23 protein-coding genes and 1 pseudogene are annotated in these 23,911 nt (G+C 72.8%); 14 read left to right on the top strand and 10 right to left on the bottom strand.

Annotated elements, in window-relative coordinates; translation table 11 throughout:
* The first annotated feature begins 66 nt into the window (after positions 1-66).
* The 7 genes from ACWCRJ_RS40100 to ACWCRJ_RS40070 are packed head-to-tail and all read left to right on the top strand — an operon-like array spanning position 67 to position 5,724.
* The gene (locus ACWCRJ_RS40100; protein WP_450943924.1) at positions 67-504 is read left to right on the top strand and encodes an RbsD/FucU domain-containing protein; all 438 of its coding nucleotides are present in this window, start codon (positions 67-69) and stop codon (positions 502-504) included.
* Entirely contained in the window at positions 501-1,544 is a 1,044-nt protein-coding gene (locus ACWCRJ_RS40095; protein WP_450943923.1) for a zinc-dependent alcohol dehydrogenase, read from the top strand. Before ACWCRJ_RS40100 ends, ACWCRJ_RS40095 begins: the two co-directional genes overlap by 4 nt.
* On the top strand, positions 1,541-2,302 hold the full coding sequence (locus ACWCRJ_RS40090) for an SDR family oxidoreductase (protein ID WP_450943922.1): 762 nt from the start codon (positions 1,541-1,543) through the stop codon (positions 2,300-2,302). The genes ACWCRJ_RS40095 and ACWCRJ_RS40090 overlap by 4 nt, the downstream gene beginning before the upstream one ends.
* Entirely contained in the window at positions 2,299-2,928 is a 630-nt protein-coding gene (locus ACWCRJ_RS40085; RefSeq protein WP_450943921.1) for a bifunctional 4-hydroxy-2-oxoglutarate aldolase/2-dehydro-3-deoxy-phosphogluconate aldolase, read from the top strand. Before ACWCRJ_RS40090 ends, ACWCRJ_RS40085 begins: the two co-directional genes overlap by 4 nt.
* Complete coding sequence (locus ACWCRJ_RS40080; RefSeq protein ID WP_450943920.1) at positions 2,925-3,962, top strand: PfkB family carbohydrate kinase; 1,038 nt, start codon at positions 2,925-2,927, stop codon at positions 3,960-3,962. Before ACWCRJ_RS40085 ends, ACWCRJ_RS40080 begins: the two co-directional genes overlap by 4 nt.
* Positions 3,963-3,997: 35 nt before the next feature.
* A complete protein-coding gene (locus ACWCRJ_RS40075; protein ID WP_450943919.1) occupies positions 3,998-5,011 on the top strand; it encodes an aldo/keto reductase in 1,014 nt (337 codons plus the stop codon).
* Positions 5,002-5,724 carry a FadR/GntR family transcriptional regulator gene (locus ACWCRJ_RS40070; RefSeq protein WP_046916374.1) on the top strand — a complete coding sequence of 241 codons (723 nt, stop codon included), beginning with the start codon at positions 5,002-5,004 and terminating at the stop codon, positions 5,722-5,724. Before ACWCRJ_RS40075 ends, ACWCRJ_RS40070 begins: the two co-directional genes overlap by 10 nt.
* A gap of 43 nt (positions 5,725-5,767) precedes the next feature.
* Here the strand turns inward: ACWCRJ_RS40070 and ACWCRJ_RS40065 are convergent, their stop codons facing one another.
* The 4 genes from ACWCRJ_RS40065 to ACWCRJ_RS40050 all read right to left on the bottom strand — a co-directional run bounded on the left by ACWCRJ_RS40065 (position 5,768) and on the right by ACWCRJ_RS40050 (position 9,584).
* Positions 5,768-6,607: an MHYT domain-containing protein gene (locus ACWCRJ_RS40065; RefSeq protein ID WP_450943918.1), complete on the bottom strand. Its 840-nt coding sequence runs from the start codon at positions 6,605-6,607 to the stop codon at positions 5,768-5,770.
* Positions 6,608-7,009: 402 nt separating this feature from the next.
* Positions 7,010-7,690 carry a 3-oxoacid CoA-transferase subunit B gene (locus ACWCRJ_RS40060; RefSeq protein WP_450943917.1) on the bottom strand — a complete coding sequence of 227 codons (681 nt, stop codon included), beginning with the start codon at positions 7,688-7,690 and terminating at the stop codon, positions 7,010-7,012.
* Positions 7,687-8,382: a 3-oxoacid CoA-transferase subunit A gene (locus ACWCRJ_RS40055; protein ID WP_450943916.1), complete on the bottom strand. Its 696-nt coding sequence runs from the start codon at positions 8,380-8,382 to the stop codon at positions 7,687-7,689. Before ACWCRJ_RS40055 ends, ACWCRJ_RS40060 begins: the two co-directional genes overlap by 4 nt.
* A complete protein-coding gene (locus tag ACWCRJ_RS40050) occupies positions 8,379-9,584 on the bottom strand; it encodes a thiolase family protein (RefSeq protein WP_450943915.1) in 1,206 nt (401 codons plus the stop codon). The genes ACWCRJ_RS40055 and ACWCRJ_RS40050 overlap by 4 nt, the downstream gene beginning before the upstream one ends.
* A 71-nt stretch (positions 9,585-9,655) precedes the next feature.
* Between ACWCRJ_RS40050 and ACWCRJ_RS40045 the strand changes: the two genes are divergently transcribed.
* Both ACWCRJ_RS40045 and ACWCRJ_RS40040 read left to right on the top strand, forming a co-directional pair.
* Positions 9,656-10,537, top strand: a complete 882-nt coding sequence (locus tag ACWCRJ_RS40045; RefSeq protein ID WP_450943914.1) for a LysR substrate-binding domain-containing protein — start codon at positions 9,656-9,658, stop codon at positions 10,535-10,537.
* A 162-nt stretch (positions 10,538-10,699) separates the two neighbouring features.
* Positions 10,700-11,494 carry a class I SAM-dependent methyltransferase gene (locus ACWCRJ_RS40040; RefSeq protein WP_450943913.1) on the top strand — a complete coding sequence of 265 codons (795 nt, stop codon included), beginning with the start codon at positions 10,700-10,702 and terminating at the stop codon, positions 11,492-11,494.
* 42 nt (positions 11,495-11,536) lie between these two features.
* Here ACWCRJ_RS40040 and ACWCRJ_RS40035 read toward each other — a convergent pair whose 3' ends face one another.
* Both ACWCRJ_RS40035 and ACWCRJ_RS40030 read right to left on the bottom strand, forming a co-directional pair.
* Positions 11,537-11,971: a cupin domain-containing protein gene (locus ACWCRJ_RS40035; protein ID WP_450943912.1), complete on the bottom strand. Its 435-nt coding sequence runs from the start codon at positions 11,969-11,971 to the stop codon at positions 11,537-11,539.
* Positions 11,972-12,131: 160 nt separating this feature from the next.
* Positions 12,132-13,673, bottom strand: a complete 1,542-nt coding sequence (locus ACWCRJ_RS40030) for an AMP-binding protein (protein ID WP_450943911.1) — start codon at positions 13,671-13,673, stop codon at positions 12,132-12,134.
* Positions 13,674-13,900: 227 nt separating this feature from the next.
* On the opposite strand from ACWCRJ_RS40030, the gene ACWCRJ_RS40025 reads away from it, so the two are divergent.
* The 4 genes from ACWCRJ_RS40025 (at position 13,901) to ACWCRJ_RS40010 (ending at position 20,375) form a co-directional block, all read left to right on the top strand.
* Positions 13,901-15,097 (top strand): carboxylate-amine ligase, encoded by a 1,197-nt coding sequence (locus ACWCRJ_RS40025; protein WP_450943910.1) that lies wholly within the window; start codon positions 13,901-13,903, stop codon positions 15,095-15,097.
* A gap of 247 nt (positions 15,098-15,344) precedes the next feature.
* A complete protein-coding gene (locus ACWCRJ_RS40020; RefSeq protein ID WP_450943909.1) occupies positions 15,345-17,129 on the top strand; it encodes an N-acetylglutaminylglutamine amidotransferase in 1,785 nt (594 codons plus the stop codon).
* Positions 17,102-19,498, top strand: coding sequence for a prolyl oligopeptidase family serine peptidase (locus ACWCRJ_RS40015; protein WP_450943908.1), 2,397 nt, complete (start codon positions 17,102-17,104; stop codon positions 19,496-19,498). The genes ACWCRJ_RS40020 and ACWCRJ_RS40015 overlap by 28 nt, the downstream gene beginning before the upstream one ends.
* Positions 19,499-19,670: 172 nt before the next feature.
* Positions 19,671-20,375, top strand: a complete 705-nt coding sequence (locus ACWCRJ_RS40010) for a phosphodiesterase (protein ID WP_450943907.1) — start codon at positions 19,671-19,673, stop codon at positions 20,373-20,375.
* A gap of 17 nt (positions 20,376-20,392) precedes the next feature.
* On the opposite strand, the gene ACWCRJ_RS40005 is transcribed toward ACWCRJ_RS40010, so the two are convergent.
* From ACWCRJ_RS40005 to ACWCRJ_RS39995, 3 genes are all read right to left on the bottom strand, one after another.
* On the bottom strand, positions 20,393-20,938 hold the full coding sequence (locus ACWCRJ_RS40005) for a DUF1360 domain-containing protein (protein ID WP_450943906.1): 546 nt from the start codon (positions 20,936-20,938) through the stop codon (positions 20,393-20,395).
* On the bottom strand, positions 20,922-21,893 hold the full coding sequence (locus ACWCRJ_RS40000) for a Rieske 2Fe-2S domain-containing protein (protein WP_450943905.1): 972 nt from the start codon (positions 21,891-21,893) through the stop codon (positions 20,922-20,924). The genes ACWCRJ_RS40005 and ACWCRJ_RS40000 overlap by 17 nt, the downstream gene beginning before the upstream one ends.
* Positions 21,894-22,130: 237 nt before the next feature.
* Complete coding sequence (locus tag ACWCRJ_RS39995; protein ID WP_450943904.1) at positions 22,131-22,601, bottom strand: SPW repeat protein; 471 nt, start codon at positions 22,599-22,601, stop codon at positions 22,131-22,133.
* 291 nt (positions 22,602-22,892) lie between these two features.
* Here ACWCRJ_RS39995 and ACWCRJ_RS39990 point away from each other — a divergent pair.
* Positions 22,893-23,233 (top strand): annotated as a pseudogene (locus ACWCRJ_RS39990) (hypothetical protein); the annotation flags it as partial.
* 137 nt (positions 23,234-23,370) lie between these two features.
* Here ACWCRJ_RS39990 and ACWCRJ_RS39985 read toward each other — a convergent pair.
* Complete coding sequence (locus ACWCRJ_RS39985; protein ID WP_450943903.1) at positions 23,371-23,901, bottom strand: cupin domain-containing protein; 531 nt, start codon at positions 23,899-23,901, stop codon at positions 23,371-23,373.
* Positions 23,902-23,911: the final 10 nt, after the last annotated feature.

Genomic DNA, 23,911 nt, shown 5'->3' with positions numbered 1-23,911 from the left:
GCCTCGAAGCCGTCGAAGCCCTTCGACGGCCGCTGAAGCCCTTCGAGAGAGGAAGGAGGAAACACCGTGCTTCTGACCGACCTGCTGCACCCCGGCATCCTCGAAGCACTCGCCGGAGCCGGCCACGGCGCCCGCGTCCTGCTCGCCGACGGCCACTACCCCGCGAGCACCGCCACCGGGGACCGCGCACGGACCGTCCACCTCAACCTGACCCCCGGCCTGCTGGACGTCACCACCGTCCTCGACGTCCTGCTGAACGCCCTGCCCGTCGAGTCCGCCCAGGTGATGGTGCCGCCGGAGGGCGAACCGGAACCACCGGCCATCGCCGAGTACCGCATCCGGCTGGCGCCCGTCCCGGTCGACACGCTCGGCCGCTTCGAGTTCTACGACGCCGCCCGCTCCCCCGACGTGGCACTGGCGATCGTCACCGCCGACACCCGCACCTACGCCAACCTGCTGCTGACCATCGGCGTCCGCGCTGAAGGGACCCTGAGTACACGATGACCCTCGCTGTCCGTTACACGGCCGCCCGCACCCTGGACACGGCTCCCGCGCTCGGCGTGCCACCCGGTCCCGGTGAGGTGGAGCTGGCGCCCGCCTATGTCGGTATCTGCGGCACCGACCTGCACATCTTCCACGGCGACATGGATGCCCGGGTCGCCGCGCCCGCCGTCCTCGGGCACGAGATGTCCGGCCGGATCGTGCGCGTCGGCCCGGGTGTGGAGGACTGGGCGCCCGGTGACGCGGTGACCGTGATGCCGCTGCGCTGGGACGACACCTGCCCGGCCTGCCGGGCCGGCCACCGGCACATCTGCCAGAACCTCGACTTCATCGGCATCGACTCCCCCGGCGCGATGCAGCAGCGCTGGACCGTACCCGCCTCCACCCTGATCCGGCTGCCCGCCTCCGTCCCCCTGGACCGGGCCGCGCTCGTCGAGCCCACGGCGGTCGCCGTGCACGACGTGGGCCGAGCCGCGGTACGCGAGGGAGAGAAGGTCGTGGTGGTCGGCGGAGGGCCCGTCGGTGTCCTCATCGCGCTGGTCGCGCGGGCGGCCGGGGCCGAGGTGCGGGTGGTGGAGCTGAGCGCCCACCGCCGAGCCCTCGCCGAGGAGGTGGGGCTGAGCACCTGGGACCCGGCCGCGGAGGACGTGCCCGCGCTGGTCGGTGAGTGGACCGGCGGCGCGGGTGCCGAGGTCGCCTTCGAGGTGTCCGGCGCGGCGGGCGGCGTGGACACGGCGGTCGAGGTGCTGGGGGTGCGGGGCCGGCTGTGTCTCGTCGCGATCCATCCCCGGCCGCGCGAGATCAACCTCCACCGGTTCTTCTGGCGCGAACTCACGCTCGTCGGGGCTCGGTTGTACGACCGCTCCGACTTCGAGCGGGCGGTCGTCCTCGTCGCCGACGGCACGATCCCGGCCGACCGGCTGATCAGCAAGGTCGTGCCCCTCACCGACGCTCCCGCCGCGTTCGAGGCGCTGGAGGGGGGCGGCGACGTCATGAAGATCCTCGTCGACTGCACCGACGACGCGCAGGGAGTCACCATATGAACGCCTTCGACCTCACCGGGAAGCTCGCGGTGGTCACCGGTGCCAGGCGCGGGATCGGCCGGGCCATGGCGCGGGCACTGGCCGAGGCCGGCGCGGACATCATCGGCGTCAGTGCCACGTTGGAGGAGTCCGGCAGCGAGGTGGAGAAGGACGTCCTCGCCGCGGGCCGCTCCTTCGAAGCCCTGCGCACCGACTTCGCCGACCCCGACGCCGTCCGCGCCCTGGGCGAAGACCTCGCCGGACGGGAGCGCCCGGTGGACATCCTGGTGAACAACGCGGGCACCATCCACCGCGCGCCGGCCGCACAACACCCGGACGCGGACTGGGAGTTGGTGCTGCAGGTCAACCTGACCGCACAGTTCGCCCTCACCCGCGCCGTCGGCGCCGCGATGGTCGCCCGGGGCAGTGGGAAGGTCGTCTTCACCGCGTCGCTGCTCAGTTTCCAGGGCGGGATCACCGTGCCCGCCTACACCGCCGCCAAGCACGGCATCGCCGGACTCACCAAGGCACTCGCCAACGAGTGGGCCCCGCACGGTGTCAACGTCAACGCCATCGCCCCCGGCTACATCGCCACCGACAACACCCAGGCCCTCCAGGACGACCCCGCCCGCAGCAGAGCCATCCTGGAGCGCATCCCCGCCGGACGCTGGGGCAACGCCGACGACCTCGCCGGAGCCACCGTCTTCCTCGCCTCCGACGCCGCCTCCTACATCCACGGCACCGTCCTGCCCGTCGACGGCGGATGGCTCGGCCGATGACCACCCACCTCGCCGATTTGCTCGACGGCGCCCGGATCATCCCCGTCCTGACCGTCCCCGACCCCACCACCGCCACCCCCCTCGCCGACGCACTCACCACCGGCGGCGCCCGATGCGCCGAAGTCACCTTCCGCACGCCCGACGCCGAACACGTCGTCAAGGCGATGGCAGCGCGCGGCGGGCTGATCGTCGGCGCCGGCACGATCCTCACCCCGGAACAGGCCGAACGCGCCGTGGCGGCCGGCGCCCGCTTCCTCGTCTCCCCCGGCCTCGACGACGAAGTCATCGCCACGTGCCGGGAGTTGGGGGTGCCGGTGGTACCCGGCATCGCCACCGCCACCGAACTGATGCGCGCCCTGCGGGCCGGTGTCGACACCGTCAAACTCTTCCCCGCCGAGGCCATCGGCGGTCTGCGCACCCTCCGGGCGCTCGCCGCTCCCTTCCCCCACGTGCGCTTCGTCCCGACCGGCGGCATCGGCCCCGACCTGCTGGCCGGCTACCTCGCGGAGCCACCGGTCCTGGCCGTGGGCGGCAGCTGGCCGGCCACCCCCGCCCACCTCGAACGCGGCGACTACACGGAGATCAGCCGCCTGACCGCCGAAGCAGTGGAAAGGAGCACGCCATGACCGACGTGGTGGCGCTCGGCGAGGTCATGCTCCGCCTCGACCCCGGCGAGGGACGCATCCGCACCACCCGCACCTTCCAGGTGTGGGAAGGCGGCGGCGAGTACAACGTCGTGCGCGGACTGCGCCGCTGCTTCGGACTGCGCACCGCCGTCGTCACCGCGCTGGCCGACAACCCCGTGGGACGCCTCGTCGAAGACCTCATCCTCCAGGGCGGCGTCGACACCACCCCCATCCGCTGGATCCCCGACGACGGCATCGGCCGCACCGCCCGCAACGGCCTCAACTTCGTCGAACGCGGCTACGGCATCCGCGGCGCCCTCGGCGTCAGCGACCGCGCCCACACCGCCGTCTCCCAGCTCCGCACCGGCGACATCGACTGGGACACCCTCTTCCAGGCCGGGGTGCGCTGGTTCCACACCGGCGGCATCTTCGCCGGCCTGTCCGACACCACCACCGACGTCGCCGACGAAGCCATGGCAGCCGCCCGCCGCCACGGCATCACCGTCTCCTACGACCCCAACTACCGCCCGAGCCTCTGGACCGGCCGCGGCGGCCCCGACCACGCCCGCGAAACCGACCTCCGCCTCGCCCGCCACGCCGACGTCATCACCGGCGCCCTCGGCCTGGCGGGCAGGCATCCCGGCGCCGAACGCTTCCTTCCCGACGAGGTACCGGACGCCCTCACCTCGGTCGCCGACCTGCTGCCGGAGGCCAAGGTGCTCGCCACCACCCTGCGCGACGTCCCCTCCGCCGGTGTCAACGACTGGACCTCGGCCGCCTGGTCACCCGAGACCGGCCACGTCACCGGACCCCGCATGCCCGGCCTGCACGTCCTGGACCGCATCGGCTCCGGCGACGCCTTCGCCGCCGGACTCCTCTACGGCCTCCTCACCGGCACCACCCTCGAACGCGCCCTCGCCTACGGCACCGCCCACGGCGCCCTCACCATGACCACCCCCGGTGACGTCTCCATGGCCTCCCTCGCCGAGGTCGAGGCACTGATCGCGGGCGCTTCGGCCCACGTCAGACGCTGACCCGGCCTTCGCCCCCCGCCTCCCAGGAGCACGTCTTGCAGCACCGGAAGATCACCAGCACCCCTGTCGAACTCACCGAACTCGGCTTCGGGGCCTCCGTCATCGGCAACCTGTACCGGGTCACCCCGGTCGAGGACGCCAACGCCGCGATCGAGACCGCGTGGGACGCGGGCATCCGCTACTTCGACACCGCCCCGCACTACGGGCTGGGCCTGTCCGAGCTGCGCCTGGGAGCCGCACTGCGCAAGCACCCCCGGTCCGAGTACGTCGTCTCCTCGAAGGTGGGGCGGCTCCTCGTGCCCAACGAACGCCCGCAAGGCGTCGACAGCGAGGGTTTCGTCGTACGGGACGATCTGCGGCGCCAGTGGGACTTCAGCCGGGACGGTGTACTGCGGTCCATCGAGGCGACGCTCACGCGGACGGGCCTCGACCGGCTGGACGTCGTCTACCTGCACGACCCCGACGACCACTGGCGGCAGGCCGCCGACGAGGCCATGCCCGCCCTCGCCGAGCTGCGCGACCAGGGAGTCATCGGCGCCATCGGCGCCGGTATGAACCAGTCCGCCATGCTCGCCCGCTTCCTGCGCGAAACCCCCGCCGACGTCGTCATGCTCGCCGGCCGCTACACCCTCCTCGACCAGACCGCACTCGACGACGTCCTCCCCGCCGCGCGGGAACACCACAAGAGCGTCGTCGCCGTCGGCGTCTTCAATTCAGGCCTGCTCTCGCGCGACCGGCCCGCCGAGGGAATGAAGTACGACTACCGGGCCGCCCCGACCGCCCTGGTCGACCGGGCCCGGGCGATCGCCGAGGTCTGCGCGGCCCACGGGACGACCCTGCCCGCCGCCGCGATCGCCTTCCCGCTCACCCATCCCACTATCATCAATGTCACCCTCGGTATGCGGACTGCGGAACAGGTCGGACGGAACGTGCAACTCCATCAGCGGCAGGTTCCCGACGGTCTCTGGGACGACCTCCGCGCCCAAGGACTGATCAGGTCGGATGTGCCCGGCATGGGCGGTAGGGCGAGGAGTTCGCAGTGTCTCTGACGGACAGGGCCATCGATCAGATCCGTGAGCTGATCCGCACGGGTGCGCTGCCTCCGGGATCGAAGCTCCCCCCGGAACCGGATCTCGCGGCCCAGCTGGGCCTGTCCCGCAATCTCGCGCGTGAGGCGGTCAAGGCACTGGCCGTCGCCCGGGTCCTGGAGGTCCGCCGCGGCGACGGCACCTACGTCACCAGCCTGCAGCCGAGTCTGCTCCTGGAGGGGCTCGGCGGCGCGGTGGAGCTGCTGCAGGGCGACTCGGCCGCCCTGCAGGACCTCATGGAGGTACGCCGGCTCCTCGAACCCGTCGCCACCGGACTGGCCGCCCTCCGGATCGACGACGAGCAACTGGCCGAGGTGAAGGGCCACTTGGACGCCATGCGGGACGCCCGCGACGACGTGGAGCTGCTCAACCGGCACGACGCGGCCTTCCACCGCGCCGTCGTCGCGGCGACGGGCAACGAGACCCTGCTGACCCTGCTGGAGAGCGTCTCGGGCCGTACGCTGCGCGCCCGGATCTGGCGCGGCCTGGTCGACGACGAGGCCGCGGGCCGGACCCTCGCCGAGCACGAGGCGATCTACTCGGCCCTGGTCACCCGCGACTCCGGCCTCAGCCAGGCGGCCGCCCTGCTGCACGTGAGCAACACCGAACGGGCCCTGCGCGAGCACCTGCGCACCAACCGGCACCTCGGCTACGAGGCGCCGGCACAGAGCTGACGATCCGCCGCCGTGACGCCCCGTCGCGGGCGTGGCCGGCGGGTCACCAGCGGTTGTGGGGCGGGGAGGACTGCCGCGCGTGGGTGTCGTCCGTGCCTTCGTGCGGGGCGCGTACGGGTGCAAGTGCAGGCGCGGGCCGGCGCCAGTCGTCGTCGCCGAGCACCATGTCGGGGTCGAACATGACGATGACCGCGGCGACCAGGAGGACGACGAGCGGGCCCGCGAGCATCGCCAGCAGGAACGACAGCAGGTCGGCGGAGGACTGCGAGACGGCCGACTGCCCGGTGAGGTGGACGGAGACGGCGGCCATACCGGTGTAGTGCATGCCGGTGACGGCCACGCCCATGACCAGGCTCGCTCCCAGGCTGGCCCACAGCGTATGGATGGAGACCGCGGCCCACAGCGCCGCCGTGGCGGCCACGACGGCGATGAGGACGGACAGGGCCACCGTCCAGTTGGCGTAGTGGACCGTGCCGTTGGTGTGCACGGCGGCCATGCCCAGGTAGTGCATGGCCGCGACGCCGAGGCCGGTGACCGCGCCCGCCGTCGCCAGGGTCGTCGGGGAACCGCCCCGGTAGCCCACGAGGAACACGCCGAGGGCGACGACACCGATGGCGACCGCGAGGCTGAGGACCGTCTTCGTCAGGTCGTAGGTGACCAGGGCGCCCTGCACGCTGAACCCGATCATCGCGACGAAGTGCATGGTCCAGATGCCGCAGCCGATCGAGATCGCGCCCAGGCACAGCCAGCCGGCCCTGCGCTCCGGTCGCCGTAGCGACCGTGTCGTGCACCGCAGTCCGAGCGCGGCACCGAGGCATGCCATCAGATAGGCGGCGACCGGGGTCGCTGCGCCGTAATAGAAATTGGAGACGGTGGCGTTCAACGCAGGTTCCCTCACAGGCATGACCGCGGGTGGTGGCGAGGCACGGGTGTGCCGGCACGGTGGTGTGGCGCACGCACCTGCCGCGTCGCGGGCCGGACCGACGCGGTACCGGGATGTCCGGCTCCTCGTCGGCCGTCGATTCCTGGGCCTGACCGCGGAGCCGACCGAAACAGCCCCCTGTCCCCCGTCCCTCTCCCCCGACGCACGTGTGGTGCGCCTCGGCCCGGGTGACACCTGTCACCGGACCACGCGGAAGCCCTGCCCCAGGGCAGAGCGCGTGGACCGGGCGATGAGTTCAAGCCACCAGGCCGGTTGTCCACGATTCAACCACATGGGGTGCGTGTTCTGTCCCCGTCGAGGACAACCGTCCCGTGCGACCCGCCCCCTCCGGGGCGCCGTGCGCTAGGCCGGCGTGATGCCGAGCCGCTCCGCGAGTTCGTGGGCGTCGACGCCGTACGTCTCCCGGATGCTCACCCCCTCGGGGCCCACGTCGAAGACGCCGTGGTCGGTGTAGACACGGCTGACGCAGCCGACGCCGGTGAGCGGGTAGGAGCACCGCGGCACGAGCTTCGGCTCCCCGGAGCGGGTGAAGAGGGTCATCATCACGTAGACGTCCTTGGCACCGATGGCGAGGTCCATGGCACCGCCGACGGCGGGGATGTCGTCGGGTCCGCCGGTGTGCCAGTTGGCCAGGTCGCCGTCGAAGGCGACCTGGTACGCCCCGAGGACACAGACGTCGAGGTGCCCGCCGCGCATCATCGCGAAGGAGTCGGCGTGGTGGAAGTACGCCGCCCCCGGCAGCTCGGTCACCGGTACCTTGCCGGCGTTGGTCAGGTCCGGGTCGATCGCGTCGCCCTCGGCCTTCGGACCCATGTTGAGCATGCCGTTCTCGGTGTGGAGCACCACCCCGGAACCGTCCGGCAGATGGTCGGCGATCCTGGTGGGCTGACCGATACCGAGGTTGACGAAGGCGCCGGCCGGGATGTCGCGTGCGATGACGGCGGCCAGTTCGTCCGTCGAGAGCCGGTGGTCGGCGCTCCTCGGCACCCCGGCGTACGCCTGTTCGCGGGACGTGGTGGTCATCGGGCCCCCTGCACGGTGTAGCGGCGGGCCTGCACCTGGACGACCCGGTCGACGTAGATGGACGGGGTGACGACGGCCTCGGGATCGAGTTCGCCGGCCTCGACGACCTCGTCCACCTGGACGATGGTCGTCGTCGCGGCCGTGGCCATGACCGGGCCGAAGTTGCGGGCCGTCTTGCGGTAGACGAGGTTGCCCAGCGTGTCCGCGGCATGGGCGCCGATCAGCGCGTAGTCACCCTTGATGGGGTACTCCAGGACGTACCTCCGCCCGTCGATCTCGCGCTCCTCCTTGCCCTCGGCGAGCGGTGTGCCGACCGCGGTCGGGCAGTAGAACGCGCCGATGCCGGCCCCGGCCGCGCGCATCCGCTCGGCGAGGTTGCCCTGCGGCACCACCTCCAGCTCGACCTTCTTCTCGCGGTAGAGGCCGTCGAAGACCCAGGAGTCGGCCTGGCGCGGGAAGGAGCAGAGCACCTTGCGCACCCGGCCGGCGGCGAGCAGCGCGGCCAGCCCGACCTCGCCGTTGCCGGCGTTGTTGGAGACGATGGTGAGGTCCTTCGCGCCCTGCCGGATGAGCGCGTCGATCAGGTCGAACGGCATCCCGGCCAGTCCGAAGCCGCCGACGAGGACGGTGGAGCCGTCCTCGATCCCGGCGACCGCGGCGTCGGCGCTCTCGACGATCTCCGCCCGGCTCACGCGGCCGCCCCCGTCACGTCGCAGTTCTCCAGGACGACGGCCAGGCCCTGACCGACGCCGATGCAGATCGCGGCGACGCCGTAGCGCTGCCCCGTCTCGCGCAGCACCTTGGCCAGCGTGCCGAGGACCCGTCCTCCCGAAGCGCCCAGCGGGTGTCCGATGGCGATGGCGCCGCCCTTCTGGTTGACGATCGCGGGGTCGATCTTCCACGCGTCGAGGCAGGCGAGCGACTGCACGGCGAAGGCCTCGTTGATCTCGACCGCGCCCACCTGGTCCCAGCCGACACCGGCTCGGGCCAGCGCGCGGTTCGCGGCCTCGACCGGCGCGTAGCCGAAGGCCTCCGGTTCCAGCGCCATCACACCGCGGCCGGCGATCCGGGCGACCGGGTCGGCCCCGATCGTGGTGGCGGCCCGCTCGCTGCCCAGCAGCACCGCGGAGGCGCCGTCGTTGAGCGGGCTGGCGTTGCCCGCGGTGATGGTGCCGCCCTGTTCCGGCGTACGGAAGACCGGCTTGAGCCCGGCCAGCACCTCGGGCGTGGACCCGGCCCGGATGCCCTCGTCACGGGTCAGGTCGGCACCGTCGACCGGCACCACCAGGTCGTCGTAGAAGCCCGACTCCCATGCCTCGTGGGCGAGTCGGTGGGAGCGGGCGGCGAACTCGTCCTGGCGTTCGCGGGAGATGTCGAAGCGGTCGCGGAGCCGTTCGTTGGACTCGCCGAGGCTGACCGTCCACTCCTTCGGCATCCGCGGGTTGACCAGGCGCCAGCCGAGCGTGGTCGAGACGGCGGTGATGTCGCCGACCGGGAACGGCTTGGCCTGCTTCGGCAGCACCCACGGCGCCCGCGTCATCGACTCCACGCCGCCGGTCAGCACCACCTCGGCGTCCCCGGACTCGATCGTCCGGCTCGCGATCATCGCGGCGTCGAGGCTCGACCCGCACAGCCGGTTGACCGTGGTGCCGGGCACGCTCACCGGGAGCCCGGCGAGCAGCGCCGCCATGCGGCCGACGTTGCGGTTCTCCTCGCCGGCGCCGTTGGCGTTGCCCCAGACCACGTCGTCGATCGCGGCGGGGTCGAGGTCCGGCACCCCGGCGAGTGTCGAGGTGATCGCGGCGGCGGCGAGGTCGTCGGGACGGACCCCGGCCAGCGCGCCGTTGAAGCGACCGAAGGGCGTCCGGGTCGCGGCGTACAGGAATGCGCTCATGACAGCGACGCTACCGCCGGGTCGCGATATTCTGAAGTACGCATATCGCGGCCGATTGATATGGACGACATATGGATCTGCGACATCTCCGGTACTTCGTGGCGGTGGCCGAGGAGCGGCACTTCGGTCGCGCCGCCGAGCGGCTGCACATGGCCCAGCCGCCCCTGTCCCAGCAGATCCGGCAGTTGGAGGCCGAGCTGGGTGTCGAGCTGCTCCACCGCACCACACGCCGAGTCGACCTCACCGAGGCGGGCCGGGCCTATCTGGAGCGGGCGCGGGCGATCCTCGCCGACGTCGGCGAGGCCGCCCACCACGCCCGGCGCGTCGCCGCCGGTACGGTCGGCCATCTCGCGATCGGGTGCGTGGGCTCGGCGACGTACAGCCTCCTGCCGGCGCTCTCCCGCCGCCTCGCGGAGGAGCTTCCCGGCGTCGACTTCTCCTTCCGCGGCGAGATGCTGGCACCCGACCAGGTCGAGGCGCTGCGCGCCGGTGCGATCGACGTGGCGCTGCTGCGCCCCCCGGTGGCCGATCTGTCCCTGACCGTGCGCGCGCTGCGCCGGGACCGGCTCGTCGTCGCCGTACCGGTCGACCACCCGCTCGCCCGCCGGAAGCGGCTGCGCGCCGCCGACCTCGACGGCGCCGACCTGATCGTGCACTCCGCCGACCGCCGTTCGGTGATGTACGACGTGGTCCTGAGGCTCCTGCGTGACGCGGGCGTCCAGCCGCACGTCCGCCACGAGGTCGGCGAGACGTCGACGCTGGTCACGCTCGTGGCCGGCGGTCTGGGTGTCGCGGTGGTGCCGGAGCCGGTGACCGCGCTGGCGCTCGACGGCGTCGCCTATCTGCCGCTGGCCGGGGCGGACGCGCGCGTGGAGCTGGCCGTGGCCCACCGCGCCGAACGCTCGGAGCCGCATCTGGCGCGCACCGTGGGGATCATCCGGGCGATGTTCTGAGACGTCCGCCGTGACCGGAGGAGGCCCTGTCTCCGTCTCGCGCCGCGATCGGCCCGCCGCCCGGCCGCCGTCGACCGGCGGAACGCCGGGTGCGTCAGAGGGTCCGCGACGGCGTCCGTGCGACCACAATGAGCTGCCGAAGCACCAGGGAAGGAACCCCACGTGGCCGACTACGCACTGAGCCTCGACGACTCGGAGATCGCGCGCTACCGGCTCATGGCCGACCTCGCCGAGCGGCGTGAACGCGAGCTGTGGACCGCCGCCGGGGTGGTCTCCGGCGCGCGGATCGCGGACGTGGGGTGCGGGCCGGGCGCGCTCTCGGTGCGCCTGGCGGCCATCGCGGCCCCCGGGGGCGGAGTCTGGGCCGTGGACCGCGACGGGGAGGCGCTGGCCGTCGCCGCGGCGCTCGCCGAACGCTCCCGAGTCCCCGTGCACACCTCCACCGGCTCCGCCGACGCCACCGCTCTGCCGGAGGGCACCTTCGACGTGGTGATGCTCCGGCACGTCCTCGCGCACAACGGCGGCCGGGAGCAGGCGATCGTGGACCATCTCGCCGACCTGGCCAGGCCCGGGGGCGGCACGGTGTACCTCGTCGACATCGACGCGACCGCCTTCCGGCTGCGAGGCGCGCCCCCGGCGTACGAGGAGATGAGCGAGCGCTACCACGAACTGCACCGACGCCAGGGCGACGACCTCGCCGTCGGCACCCGGCTCGACGAACTCCTCACCGCGGCCGGCCTCGAAGTCAGCGCCTACGAGGGCCACATCAACGTCCTGACTCCCCCGCCCGGTATGCGGGGCCCGGCCTGGGCCGCCCGGGAGACCCTGCTCGCCGAGGGGCTGGCCACCCCGGACGACATCGCCCGCTGGGACGAGGCGTTCAGGCGGGCCGAACAGTCCCCGGCCGGCCTCCGCTTCTTCGGCAACACCTACGTCGCCGTCGGCCGCCGCGCCTGAACTGCGGGTCCCTGCGCGGCGGCATGGCCGCAGGGCCGTCGTTCACTCGAAGGAACAGCCCGGGTTCGGGGCGTCCTCGGAGAACGGGGAGCCGTGCGGGAGGACGTAGAGCACGACCAGCACGAGCGGGGTGTCGCCGAGATTGCGGCCGAGGTGGACGTAGCCGGTACCGGCCGGCTCCTGGATGGTGTCGCCGGTGGCGTAGACGCCGTCGGACTCGCAGGTGGAGTCGTAGTGGCTGAGGGTGCCCTGCTTGACGACGCCGTAGAGCGGCCCGTCGTGGTAGTGCCAGCCGGTGGCCTGGCCGGGCGGGATGGTGACCTCGCGCAGGATGTGGTCGGTACCGTGCGCGGTGGTCTGACTGATCACCCGGCCCGTGACCCCTGGGCCCGCGGGGGTGGCGTGGGCGGTGCCGCCCGCCACGAGGGCGGCGGCGGTCACCGCCCCGGCGACGGCGGTACGGAGCGTGCGGCGCATACGGGGCCTCCTGCAGGGCGGGGGAAGACAGCGACTGCCGCCGTGAACATAGGCCGCCTCAGAGGCTGTTGACGACGGAATCCCGAAGATCCACACCCGTCCGCACGGAACTCGACGCGTTCTCGTCGTCAGTGTGACCGGCGCCCGGCGAACCGTCCCGTCAGCCGACGCCCCGGTCGTGCCCGGACCAGTAGGGCTCCCGCAGCTTGAACTTCTGGATCTTCCCGGTGGCCGTGCGCGGAATGGCGTCCCGGAACTCCACGCTCGTCGGGGCCTTGAACCCGGCCATGCGCTCCTTGCAGTACGCGATGATCTCCGCCTCGGTCACCGTCGCCCCCTCGGCCAGGACGATGAGCGCCTTGACCGTCTCGCCCCACTTGGTGTCCGGCACTCCGATGACCGCGACCTCGGCCACCCCGGGGTGGCCGAAGATCGTGTCCTCCACCTCGATCGACGACACGTTCTCGCCGCCGGTGATGATGACGTCCTTCTTCCGGTCCGAGATGGTCAGATGGCCGTCTCGCGCGTCGACGCTCCCGCCGTCGCCCGTGCGGAACCAGCCGTCCTCCAGCACGGCCGCCGTCTCCTCCGGTTTCTCCCAGTACCCGTCGAGGACCACGTTCGACCGCGCCAGCACCTCACCGGAGTCCGCCACCTGGAGCTTCACGCCGAGTGCCGGCAGCCCCGCTCGTGACAGCTTCCGCGCCCGCTCCTCGCCCCGCAGAGCCTCGTCCCCGGGCCGCGCGCGGTTGAAGGTCAGCAGCGGGGAGGTCTCCGTCAGGCCGTAGATCTGGGTGAACTCCCAGCCCAGTTCCTCCTCGACCCGCTGGATCGTCCGGCTCGGTGGAGGTGCTCCCGCGCACACGATCCGCACCCGGTCGCGGCCCGGCACCGGGCCCTCCCAGCCCGCCGCCGCGTCGAGCACCGCGTTCCACACCGCCGGCGCACCGCACATCAGCGTCACACCGTGCTCGTCCACCCGGCGCAGGATCTCGGCCCCGTCCGCCTTGCGCAGCACGACCTGCCTGGCGCCGAGCCCGGCCATCACGAAGGGCATCCCCCAGCCGTTGCAGTGGAACATCGGCAGTGTGTGCAGGTACACGTCCCGCTCCCAGGCCCGCGTGTGCAGACCGAAGGTCAGTCCGTTGACCCAGATGTTGCGGTGCGTGAGCTGGACACCCTTGGGGCGCGCCGTCGTTCCCGACGTGTAGTTGATCGTGGCGGTGGCGTCCTCGTCCGGGCTCGACCAGGGCCTTGGCTCCACCCCGAAACGCATCAGCTCGTCGTCCGTCCGCGCTCCCAGCGTGAACCGGTGGGCCACCCGGACGCCGGCGACCGTGTCCGCCACCTCGGGATCGGCCAGTAGCACCGAGGCGCCGCTCTGCCGTACCACGTACTCGATCTCCTCCGCCTTCAGCCGGAAGTTGACCGGAACACAGATCCGCCCGCTCATCGGTACCGCGAACAGCAGTTCGAGCAATCGGGCCGAGTTGTGGCTGACCACCGCCACCCGCTCACCCTCTCCCACCCCCAGCGCGTCCAGCCCCGCCTGCCAGGCCCGCACCCGCTCCGCCAGCCGTCCGTACGTCGAGGGCGCCACCGGCGCCGCGGGCTGGTCCGGCTCGTCGATCACGCCCGGGCTGTCGGCGAAACCCAGCTCCGCCCGGTCCAAAAAGTCGGCGATCGTCATCGGAACGCGCATCTGTCTCCCATTCCCCTGCGTCCAACCCGGCCTGGACCAGGTAACCGCACTTCGCCCGGACGAAGGCCGAGGTGGGCGGCGTGGCGTCTCCCCGGACGAGCGGGATCGGGCACATATGTGCATCGTTGAGGCTTATCCACGCATTTGCCGGGAACTCGGGATGCGCAGCGGTCGTCGGTGGGGCTCCGGCCCGAAAGACGGCCTCGGCGACGGATGAGGGAGAGGCCGTGACCGTTCGTGTGGGCGTAGAGGAAGAGTTCCATGTTCTGGACGCGGAAAACGGGCGGCTGACACCAGAGGCCGGCGCGATACTCGGTCGCCTGCACAGATCGGAGTCGGAGTTCAAGCCCGAGCTGCAGCGGTCGGCTGTGGAGTGGAACAGCCAGGTCCACGCCTCGCTGGAGTCCCTGCACGCCGACGTGACGGGAGCGCGGCGCCGGCTGGACGCGGCGGCCTCCGGGGCCGGACTGGCCGTCGTCGCGGCCGGGACCGTTCCGTTCGCACGGGTGACGTCCGGTGACACGACCCCGGATTTCCGCTACCGGTACATGGCCGACGAGTACCGGCGGGTCTCCGACGAGCATCTGGTGTGCAGCGCACAGGTCCACGTCGACGTACCCGACCGCGACACGGCCGTACGGATCATGTGCGCCGTCTCGCCCTGGCTGCCCCCGCTGCTGGCGCTGTCCGCCAGCTCGCCGTTCTGGCTGGGCTCGGACACCGGGTACGCGAGCTGGCGCACCATGCTGTGGCAGCGCTGGCCCACCGCGGGCCCGGTCGGCTGCTTCGCCGGAGCCGCCGAGTACGACGCCGCCGTCCAGGACCTGATCCGCTCCGGCGTGATCAGGGATTCGGGAATGGTCTACTACGACCTCCGGCCGAGCGAACACCAGCGGACCCTGGAACTGCGCATCTGCGACGCCTGTCCGCGTCCCGAGACGGTCGTGCTCATCACCGGACTGTTCCGGGCCCTGGTCGAGGACGCCCGGGGCCTGCTGGAGCGGGAACCGGAGCGGGTGTGCGAGGGCGGGCACGAATGGCTGCGGTCCGCGGTCTGGCGCGCGGCCCAGTCGGGTCTGGAGGGCGACCTCGTCGACCCCGTCACCCGTCTCGCCGAGCCCGCGCCCGACGTCCTGCGCGGGATGCTACGGCGCCTGCGCCCGACCCTGGAGGCCCTCGGCGACTGGGACACCGTACGCGTCCTCATGGAGGAGGCGCTGGCCCGGGGCAGCGCCGCGCACGGCCTGCGCCGGGTGGCCGAGGAGCAGGGCCTGTCGGCCTGCGTCCGGACGCTGGTCGCCGAGACCCGTGGCGAGCGCGGGCGGAGCCCCGCCGCCAGGGCCGTACGCCGGCCCGTCACAGTGGCCGAGGCCGCCCCGCCCGGGGCCCCGGCGACGTTCTCGTCGGGGACCCTCGGCGGCTGACACCCGCGCCGTCATGCAGGAAGGCAGGCACCGGCCGTCACCCCCGCTGACGCGCCCCGGCGCGGAGAACCCGGACGGAAAGGCCGTCGTCCGCGCCCGTGGTGCGGTGCCGCCCGTGATCAAGGAGAGTGGCTCGCATGCCCAGCAGCAAGACCGACGCCCAAGCTAATCCGAGCGGCTCGTGCCCGCTCGCGGCTCCGCCCCCGAGCGAGGCCGGCGGCCTGCCCCTGCGAGGGGGTGCGGTCTGATGTGCGGTCTGAGCGGAGAGATCCGCTTCGACGGCGGACGGCCCGATCTGGCCGCCGTCGAGCGCATGACCGACCGACTCGCCCCCCGGGGACCGGACGGCAGGGGCCTGTGGTCGCAGGGCCCCGTCGCACTGGGGCACCGCCGGTTGAAGATCATCGACCTGTCGGAGTGCGGGGCCCAGCCGATGACCGACCCCGAGGGGCGCATCGCCGGTGTCTTCAACGGCTGCATCTACAACTACCGGGAACTGCGTACCGAACTGCGCGGTCTCGGCCACCGCTTCTTCTCCGGCTCCGACACCGAGGTGGTGCTCAAGGCCTACCAGCAGTGGGGAACCGCCTGCGTCGAGCGCTTCTACGGCATGTTCGCCTTCGTCATCGTCGAACAGACCACCGGCCGCGTGGTGCTCGCCCGTGACCGGCTCGGCATCAAGCCGATGTACCTGGCCGAGGCGCCGGGGCGGCTGCGCTTCGCCTCCTCGCTGCCGGCCCTGCTGGCGGGCGGCGGTGTCGACACCTCGCTCGACCCGGTCGCGTTGCACCAGTACATGAGCTGGCACGCCACCGTGGCCGCGCCCCGCACGGTCCTCACCGGCGTCCGCAGACTGCCCGCCGCCACCGTGCGCGTCGTCGAGGCGGACGGCGGTCAGCGCGACACCTGCTACTGGCGGCCTCCGTACACCCGCCGGCCCGAGCACGCGGGGATGGAAGCGGACGACTGGCGGGACGCGGTGCTGGACGCGCTGCGCACCGCCGTACGCCGGCGCATGGTCGCCGACGTGCCCGTGGGTGTCCTGCTGTCGGGTGGTCTCGACTCCAGCCTGATCGTGGCCCTGCTGGCCGACGAGGGCCAGCGCGATCTGGCCACGTTCAGCGTGGGCTTCGAGTCCGAGGGCGGCGAGACGGGTGACGAGTTCCCCTACTCCGACCTGGTCGCCCGGCACTTCGGCACGGACCACCACCAGCTGATGGTGCCCTCCGACCGGGTGTCGACGGCACTGGACGCGGCGATCGAGGCGATGAGCGAGCCGATGGTCAGCCATGACGTGGTCGCCTTCCATCTGCTGTCCGAGCAGGTGGCGAAGGAGGTCAAGGTCGTCCAGAGCGGTCAGGGCGCCGACGAGGTCTTCGCCGGCTACCACTGGTACCCGGACATGGCCGCCGTCGAGCGGGAGCGGGCGCACGAGGCGTACGCCGACACGTACTTCGACCGCTCGCACACCGATCTCGTGGGGATCCTCCAGCCCCATCTGCTGCCCGACCACGACGTGTCCGGCCGCTTCGTACGGGAGCACATGGCCCGTCCGGGTGCCGAGACCGCGCTGGACGCCGCGCTGCGGCTGGACGCCGAGGTGATGCTCGTCGACGACCCGGTCAAGCGCGTCGACAACATGACCATGGACTGGGGGCTGGAGGCCCGCGTCCCCTTCCTCGACCACGACCTCGTGGAACTGGCCGCCGCCTGCCCGCCCGAGCTGAAGCTCGCCGACGGCGGCAAGGGAGTCCTGCGCGCCGCCGGCCGCCGGGTCCTGCCCTCGGCGGTCGTCGACCAGCCCAAGGGCTACTTCCCGGTACCCGCCGTCAAGCACATGGCCGGGCCCGTGCTGAGCCGCGTGCGTGAGGCTCTGACGGCGCCCGAGGCAAGGTCACGGGGCGTCTTCAAGGACGCGTACGTGCAGCGGCTGCTGTCGGCGCCGGACGAGCACCGCACCAGGCGTGGGGCGAACCAGCTGTGGCAGGTAGCTTTGCTGGAGATATGGCTGCAAACGCACGGAATCCGTTGACCGGCGCGCAGGGGACCCATGCCCCGCGCCCCGCGACGCAGGCCCCGCCGTCCCCGCCGACGGGTTCCCCCGCACACGCCCCCGTCGGCGATGACGTCGTCGACGGGATGCCGTGGCGCCTCAGGGAGCACGGCCCGCTCTCCGCCCCCGTGGGGACGGCCGACAACCCGACGGCGGCGGCCACGGTTCCGGCGCCGTCGCCGGTCGCGCTGCCCGACACCGCCGGACCGCTGGACACACCGCAGCCGCTGAGGTCCCACGGCTGCTGGTACCCGTCGGTGGACCCCAGCGGCGGGTACGTCGCCTTCATATGCGACCGGGGCGGTGTGCCGCAGCTGTGGAGCGGCCCTGTCGACGGGGACGAGGTCCATCTGCTGGACTCCGATCCCCATCCCGTCAAGGAGGTGGCCTGGTCGCCCGACGGCCGCTGGATCGCCTACACCACAGCGCCGGGCGGCGGCGAACACACCCGGGTGCTGTGCGTACGCCCGGACGGCACCGGGCGCCACATCCTCGCCGGTGCCGAGCCCGGCAGCTCCGCCCACCTGGGCTGCTGGCAGCACGACGGCTCCGCCGTCGCCGTCACCGTCGCCGAGCCGGTTCCCGTGCCGGGCGAGCCGGAGGCGGAGGAGTGGCCGGCCTTCGCGGAGCCGGGCCTCGCCGACCCGGGGACGTACACCGCCCGCCGCCCGCCGGGGTGGGCGACCCGGGACGGCCGGGCGGTCCTGCTGGGCGGCCCGCACTACGGCGACGCCGGCCCCGCCGGCCATGCCGCGGAACGCCTGGGAGGGGCGGTCGACGGTGCGGCTCACGCTCGGGCCCACCTGTACGGGGCCGGGCCGGCACAGCCGCCGGACCCGGCACCCGCCGACGGGGAAGGCGGCGAGAGGGCCTCGCGGGGGACGGCCGGTGGAGGACTGGCCGCCTACCTCGTCGACCCGCTGGGCGTGGCGGCCCCGGCCCTGCTGGCGGTCGAACGCGGCGCCGCCACCCTGCGCGTGTGCGACATCAGCCGGGACGGACGCCTGGCCCTGGTGCGCCGGGGCCCGCGCGGCCGCCGTGAGGCCCTCGTCGTACGCACCACCGATCTGCGGACCACCTTCGCCCTGCCGGTCGCCGACGGTGATCCGTGGATCGGCCGGTTCTCCCCCGACGGCGGCACCCTGTGGCTGCGCAGCGACGCGTCCCGCGAGTTCGCGGCGCTGTTCGCCGTCCGTCTCGATCCCGCCGGGGAACGGCTCGGACTGTCCGTCGCGGCGGAGCGCGCGGACTGCGGACTGGAGCTGCTGGCCTTCGGACACGACGGGCGCACCGCCGCGCTGGCCTGGAACGTGCGCGGCGCCAGTGAGGTGGAGGTCACCGCCGTCTCGGCGACGTCCGGCGGGGACGCCCGGACGGGGCCCCGGCAGACGGTGGCGCTGCCGCACGAGGTGGTGACGCGTATCCCGCGCGTCGGCGGCCCGGCGGGACTGGTGCTGGCCCTGTCCGGCTCGCAGCGCCGGCCGGGGGTGTGGTCGTTCGCCGGCGGCGTCGCGCGGCGCACGCGGTGGTCGTCCCGCGACGAGGACGCCGTCCCTCCCGGCCGTCCCCCCGTGCGCCCCGTGCCGCTGCGGCTGGCGGCGCGCGACGGGCTGCCGCTGAACGGCTGGTACTACCGGGCACCGGGCCGGGGGCCCGGAGTCCCGGCGCCCTGCGTCCTGCATCTGCACGGCGGGCCCGAGGAACAGGAACGCCCGGTCTTCAACCCGCTCTACCACGAGCTGCTGGGCCGGGGCGTCGACGTCTTCGCGCCGGATGTGCGCGGTTCCTCGGGGCACGGCCGGTCGTTCGTCGACGCCGACCTCGGCACCGGACGGTTCGCCGCGATCGAGGACGTCGCCGACTGCGCGGCCCACGTCGTCGTGACCGGTCTCGCCGATCCGCGACGGCTCGCCGTCATGGGCCGCTCGTACGGCGGCTACCTGGTGATGGCCTGCCTCGTGTGGCACCCGGACCTCTTCCGCACCGGCGTCGCGGCCTGCGGCATGTCCGACTTCGCGACCTTCTACGCCGGGACCGAACCGTGGATCGCGGAGTCGGCCGCGCACAAGTACGGCCACCCGGAACACGACCGTGAACTGTTGCGCGCCCTGTCCCCCATGACCCGCGTCGACGCGCTGCGCGTCCCCGTGCTCACCGTCCACGGTGAACACGACACCAACGTGCCGCTCGGCGAATCCGAGCAGTTCGTCCGCGCTGCCCGCGAACGCGGCCTGGAGGCCGAGCTGCTGATGCTGCGCGACGAGGGTCACGACTTCCTGCGCGCGGACAGCCGGAAACTCTTCCGCCGGACCGCCGCCGACTGGATCCAGCGGCACATCGCCGAGTGACACGGCACGGGAACGACGGGCCGGGCCGGCGAGACGTGCCCCGGACAACCCCCTCGCAGGCCGAGGGCGACGACGCGGAGAGCGAGGACGACGAAGGCAGGGGAAGCGAGGAAGGCGCCGCCGGGAAGGGCGAGGAACGGACCGAGGCGCGGGACTCCGGGTGGTCCGGTCCGTGAAGCCGTCGCGTTCGCGTCCGGACAGGGCCGTGGAGAGCGGCTTCCGTCTGCTCGCCCGGCTGCGCGGGGCCCCGGCGCTCCACCCCGACGGCCTCACCTGCACGGCCGAGGTGGAGGTCGTCGACGAGGGTCGACGGCCCTGGGGCGTGCCGTGGCTGGACACTCCCGCGCGCCACGACGCCGAGGTGCGCCTCTCACGGGCGGCGGGCCTGCCCCGGCGGTGGCCCGACGGGCTGGGGCTGGCGGTACGTGTCGAAGGGGCGGGCGGCGCCGACGGACCCCTGGACCTGTTGCTCACCAGCAGTGGCGAGGGCCCGCTCACGCGGCATCTGCCGCTCCCGCGCACCGACGTGCTCAGCGGCCCCTACTCCAGTTTGCTCCCCTACCGGATCGGCCATCGCGGCGGCGTCCTGGCCGCCTTTCCCCGCTGCTCCGGGCGGGCTTCCGTGCACGGCGACCCGCCGAGCCTGACAGCGGCCCTGGCCGACGAGCCGCTCGTCTTCGACCTGTGTGCCGAGACGTACCGCCGGTCATGGCGCGAGTTCGCCGTGCTCACGGTGCGTACCGTCCTGCCCGTACCGGCGGGGGACACCCTCGACTTCGACATCTACGGTCACAGCGCCCAGGGCTTCGCGCCGGGGCACGCTCTGGCCGGGGCCCGCCGCGCCGCCTACCGGGGCTCCCGGGCGGGTCGCGGCTGACCCCGTGGTGCGCGGGGTCAGCCGTCTCCCGTCGCCCTGCCCATCAGCGCGCCATACGCCAGTTGCAGGGCGTCCGCGCCCGCCAGGGACGCGAGTGCGCCCATCGCGGTGCGGGTCGCGCGGGGCCAGAGCAGACGGCCGGCCGTCAGGGTCGAGGCCACCCAGACGCTCACGCAGAAGGGGCAGGTCACCAGTTCACCGACGGTGTCCTTGCCGCCCCCGGTCCGTGCCTCCTCGTGCAGCTCGGCCGGCCCTTGGGGGCCCACGTACCGCGTGAAGGGCGCCCGCAGCGGGCTGGTGACGGCCGCCTTGCTCAGCAGGCGGCTGAGCCGGAACGTGGCCACCGAGGTCAGGACGACGTCCCAGGGGTCGGGTCGCTCGGGCAGCGGGCGCCCGCTGCGTCGTACCGCCGTGGCCCAGGCCGCCGTGTACACCCCGAATCCCGCCATGGCCGTCAGATAGCCGCCGAGCGGCCGGTCCTCTCCCGCCGAGTAGCGGCGTTGCGTACGCTCGACGAGCCGGTGCAGACGCCCGATGCGGCGGTCGTCAGTCGTGGTGCCCATGGATGTGGCCCGCCTCCGTCCCGGTGCTTCGTGAATCCGCTTCCTGCCCGTTCGACGACGGTTCTTCCGGGCCGCCTTCGCGCAGCCGCACCTCCACATGGCCGCCGACGACCCGGGTGTCGAAGGGCGGCTGGGGCGCTGTGGCGGGGCCGCGTACGTTCCAGCCGTCCGAGAGCCGGAAGACGCTGCCGTGCCAGGGGCACCGGACACAGCCGTCGGCGACGGTGCCCTCGGACAGCGGCCCGGCGAGGTGGCTGCACCGCTCGGCCAGCGCGTGGAGCGTCCCTCCGGGTTCCCGTACGACGAGAACGGGCACGTTGTCAACGGTGCGCCGCACCGGCCGTCCCACCGGGAACTCGTCCACTCCCCCGACCCGGTGCCAGCCCTGGGAGACGACCTGCGGCACCTCCTCGGCGTGGTTGGCGCCCGACGCCTGTCGGTAGGCGAGGTGGCCGCCCAGCATGCCGCCGAGGCCGACCGCCGTCAGTCCCAGGAAGCCGTACGTCCGGCCCGCCCCCGCGCGGCCCCTGACGCGGCAGGCGAGGGAGGCGGCGTACAGCCCGAGGGCCACGGAGTTGGCCACGGCGTGCGCCAGGCCGGTCCGCTGCTGCCGGCGGTGCAGTTCCGCCCAGTCGACGGCGCCGGCCAGGGCTGCCGGGGCGGCCGCGGCCAGACCGACTCCGACCAGCAGCCCCGCCTCGCGCGAGCGGCCGGGGCGCAGATCGAGCACGGCCGCGGACAGCCAGGTGCCGATCGGCACCTGGACCATCAGCGGATGCACGGGGTGCCCCAGCCACCTGCCGTGCAGCAGGTCCCTGCCGCGTCCCAGCGGCAGGGCCCGCACGCCGAGCCGGAGCGCGTCGATGACCGTGTCCGCCCGGGGCTCCCGCTCCAGCCGGTCCAGCAGGGACAGGACCCGGTTCCGCCCGGTCAGGCGGCGTGATGGCGTACTCATGGCGTGGCGGGTCCCCGCCCCCGAAGACGGCAAACGGGGCGAGTGGCGCGCATCGGACATACGTCGGGCGGCGCATCGGACATCCGACGGCCCGGCAGCCCCCCGCCCTGGTGCGCACACGTCCGAGGCCGGACCGGCGACGACTGCGCCGGTCCGGCCTCGGGACCGCACATCTTCCGAGCCGCCCTTGCCCTGCGGGGTCCGCCCGTGGAGTGAGCGGCGCGGGGTGCGCGCGAGTCAGTGGTCCGCCCGGGCCGTACGGCCGCGGCCGGTCCTGTCGGTCTTGCCGGCGGCGGCGCTCGCGGCCAGTGCGAGCAGCAGTGCGATGACGCCGACGATGATGTTGTTGACAATGGTGCGTGTGGTGTCCACCTCTCCCGCCACCACCCAGGGAGCGAAGACGGTCCAGGCGCCCAGCAGCGCGGCAGCCCACGCCCTGGCGTGGGTGCGCTCGTAGGCGTGGCCGAAGCCGCTGAGCAGGAACGCGTACGCGATACCGGTGATCAGATTGTTGATGGCCAGGGTGTTGAAATCATTGAAGCCCGCGATCCAGGGCGACGCGGCCAGGTACAGGCCGGTGACCAGGGCCAGTGCTTCCACGGCCTGCCCCTGCTGGGTCGAGGCCGCCCGCTCGGCGCGGGCGTGACGCTCGCGCATCTCCTGGATGTCCGGGTGCGACTCCAGAGAGCTCTGGGTCCGTTCGGTCATACCCGCCTCCTTCGACAGGGGTCCACGATCCACGCGTCCCCGGTGAATCAACCTCCGGGTACCCGCCAGACCGGCCTGAACCAGGATATGTCGCACCAAAACGCCGCCGAACAGCCCCGCACACTCGCTCGAAGGGAGCCCCGGTCCGACCGTCCAGGCTTGTGCCATGGCCGGGGAAACCGCATGGCTGAAACATGTCCGCGAGGCCTTGCCCCCGCGGATGCGGTCGGGCGACGGGGGTACTTCGGCCGGCCAGCGTTCCATCCCCGGGCTTTCACGAGAAGTCCGTCCATGACCTTCGATCCCCTGGAACAGCGGGGCATCCCGCTGGACCGCCAACTGCGCAACCGGCGCGAGCTGAACGTGCAGCCGATCGACCCCGACCACCGCGACCCCTACACCCGCTGCCGGATCATCACGATGAACGGCATCGAGGTCGAGGCGATCCTCGTCAGCCACCAGCTCGCCCGCAACACCATCGACCCCGAGGTCAAACGCCGGCTCGCCCGGACCCGCTACATCGAGGCGCAGCAGCAGAAGGTCGTGAACTGGCTGCTGCCCGGCGTCTCCTCGGCGCTGGAGACGACGATCGCGCACGAGCAGGTCGCGGTGGATCCTGACGGCGTGGCCCGGCCCGTCGCTGTCCTCACCTCTGGCCTCGAGGACCGCCGGGCTGGGATGCGGACTCATCACCGTTGTTCAGGATGTGCCCCACGCAACCACCGGGCCCCTGTCCCACGGCAAGCCGCATCCCTTCACTCCGACCCTGTCAGCCCTCTCGCTCCGCGCCCACGAGGACGAAGGCCATCGTCACCGGCTGGTCGCTGCGGTTGTGCCAGCTGTGCCGTGTGCCGTTCTGGATCACGATGTCGCCTGCCGAGAGGGGGGTGCAGTTGCCGTCGTCGAGTTCCAGGACGATGTCGCCCTGGAGCACGATGCCGTAGTCGACGGTCGGCGTGGTGTGCATACCGTCGGGCTCCATGAGGTCCGCGATGCCGGGCGAGTCCGCCCGCGATTCCCGCTCGAAGGCGACGGGGTCGAACGCCGGGTCGGCCATCGCGCTGTCCGGTGGGAAGGTCAGGACGATGAACCGTGTGCCACCGGGCGCCGGGAGGAGGCTGGTGACCTTCGGTGTGGGGTCCTCGCCGGTCCGGGTGACCTGCTCGCCCGGTTCTGTGGCCCACGGTAGACGGGACACCCAGCCCGGCAGGCTGGTGAAATCCCGGCTGCGGGGGACGGGGCCGTCGCTGACGACGACCGACCTGCCGTTCTCGTCATGGCCGGTGACGACTCTGCGCATGTGTCTCTCC

The sequence above is a fragment of the Streptomyces sp. NPDC002324 genome (genome assembly GCF_053593335.1).
This window is presented reverse-complemented; position numbering and strand designations above follow the sequence as displayed.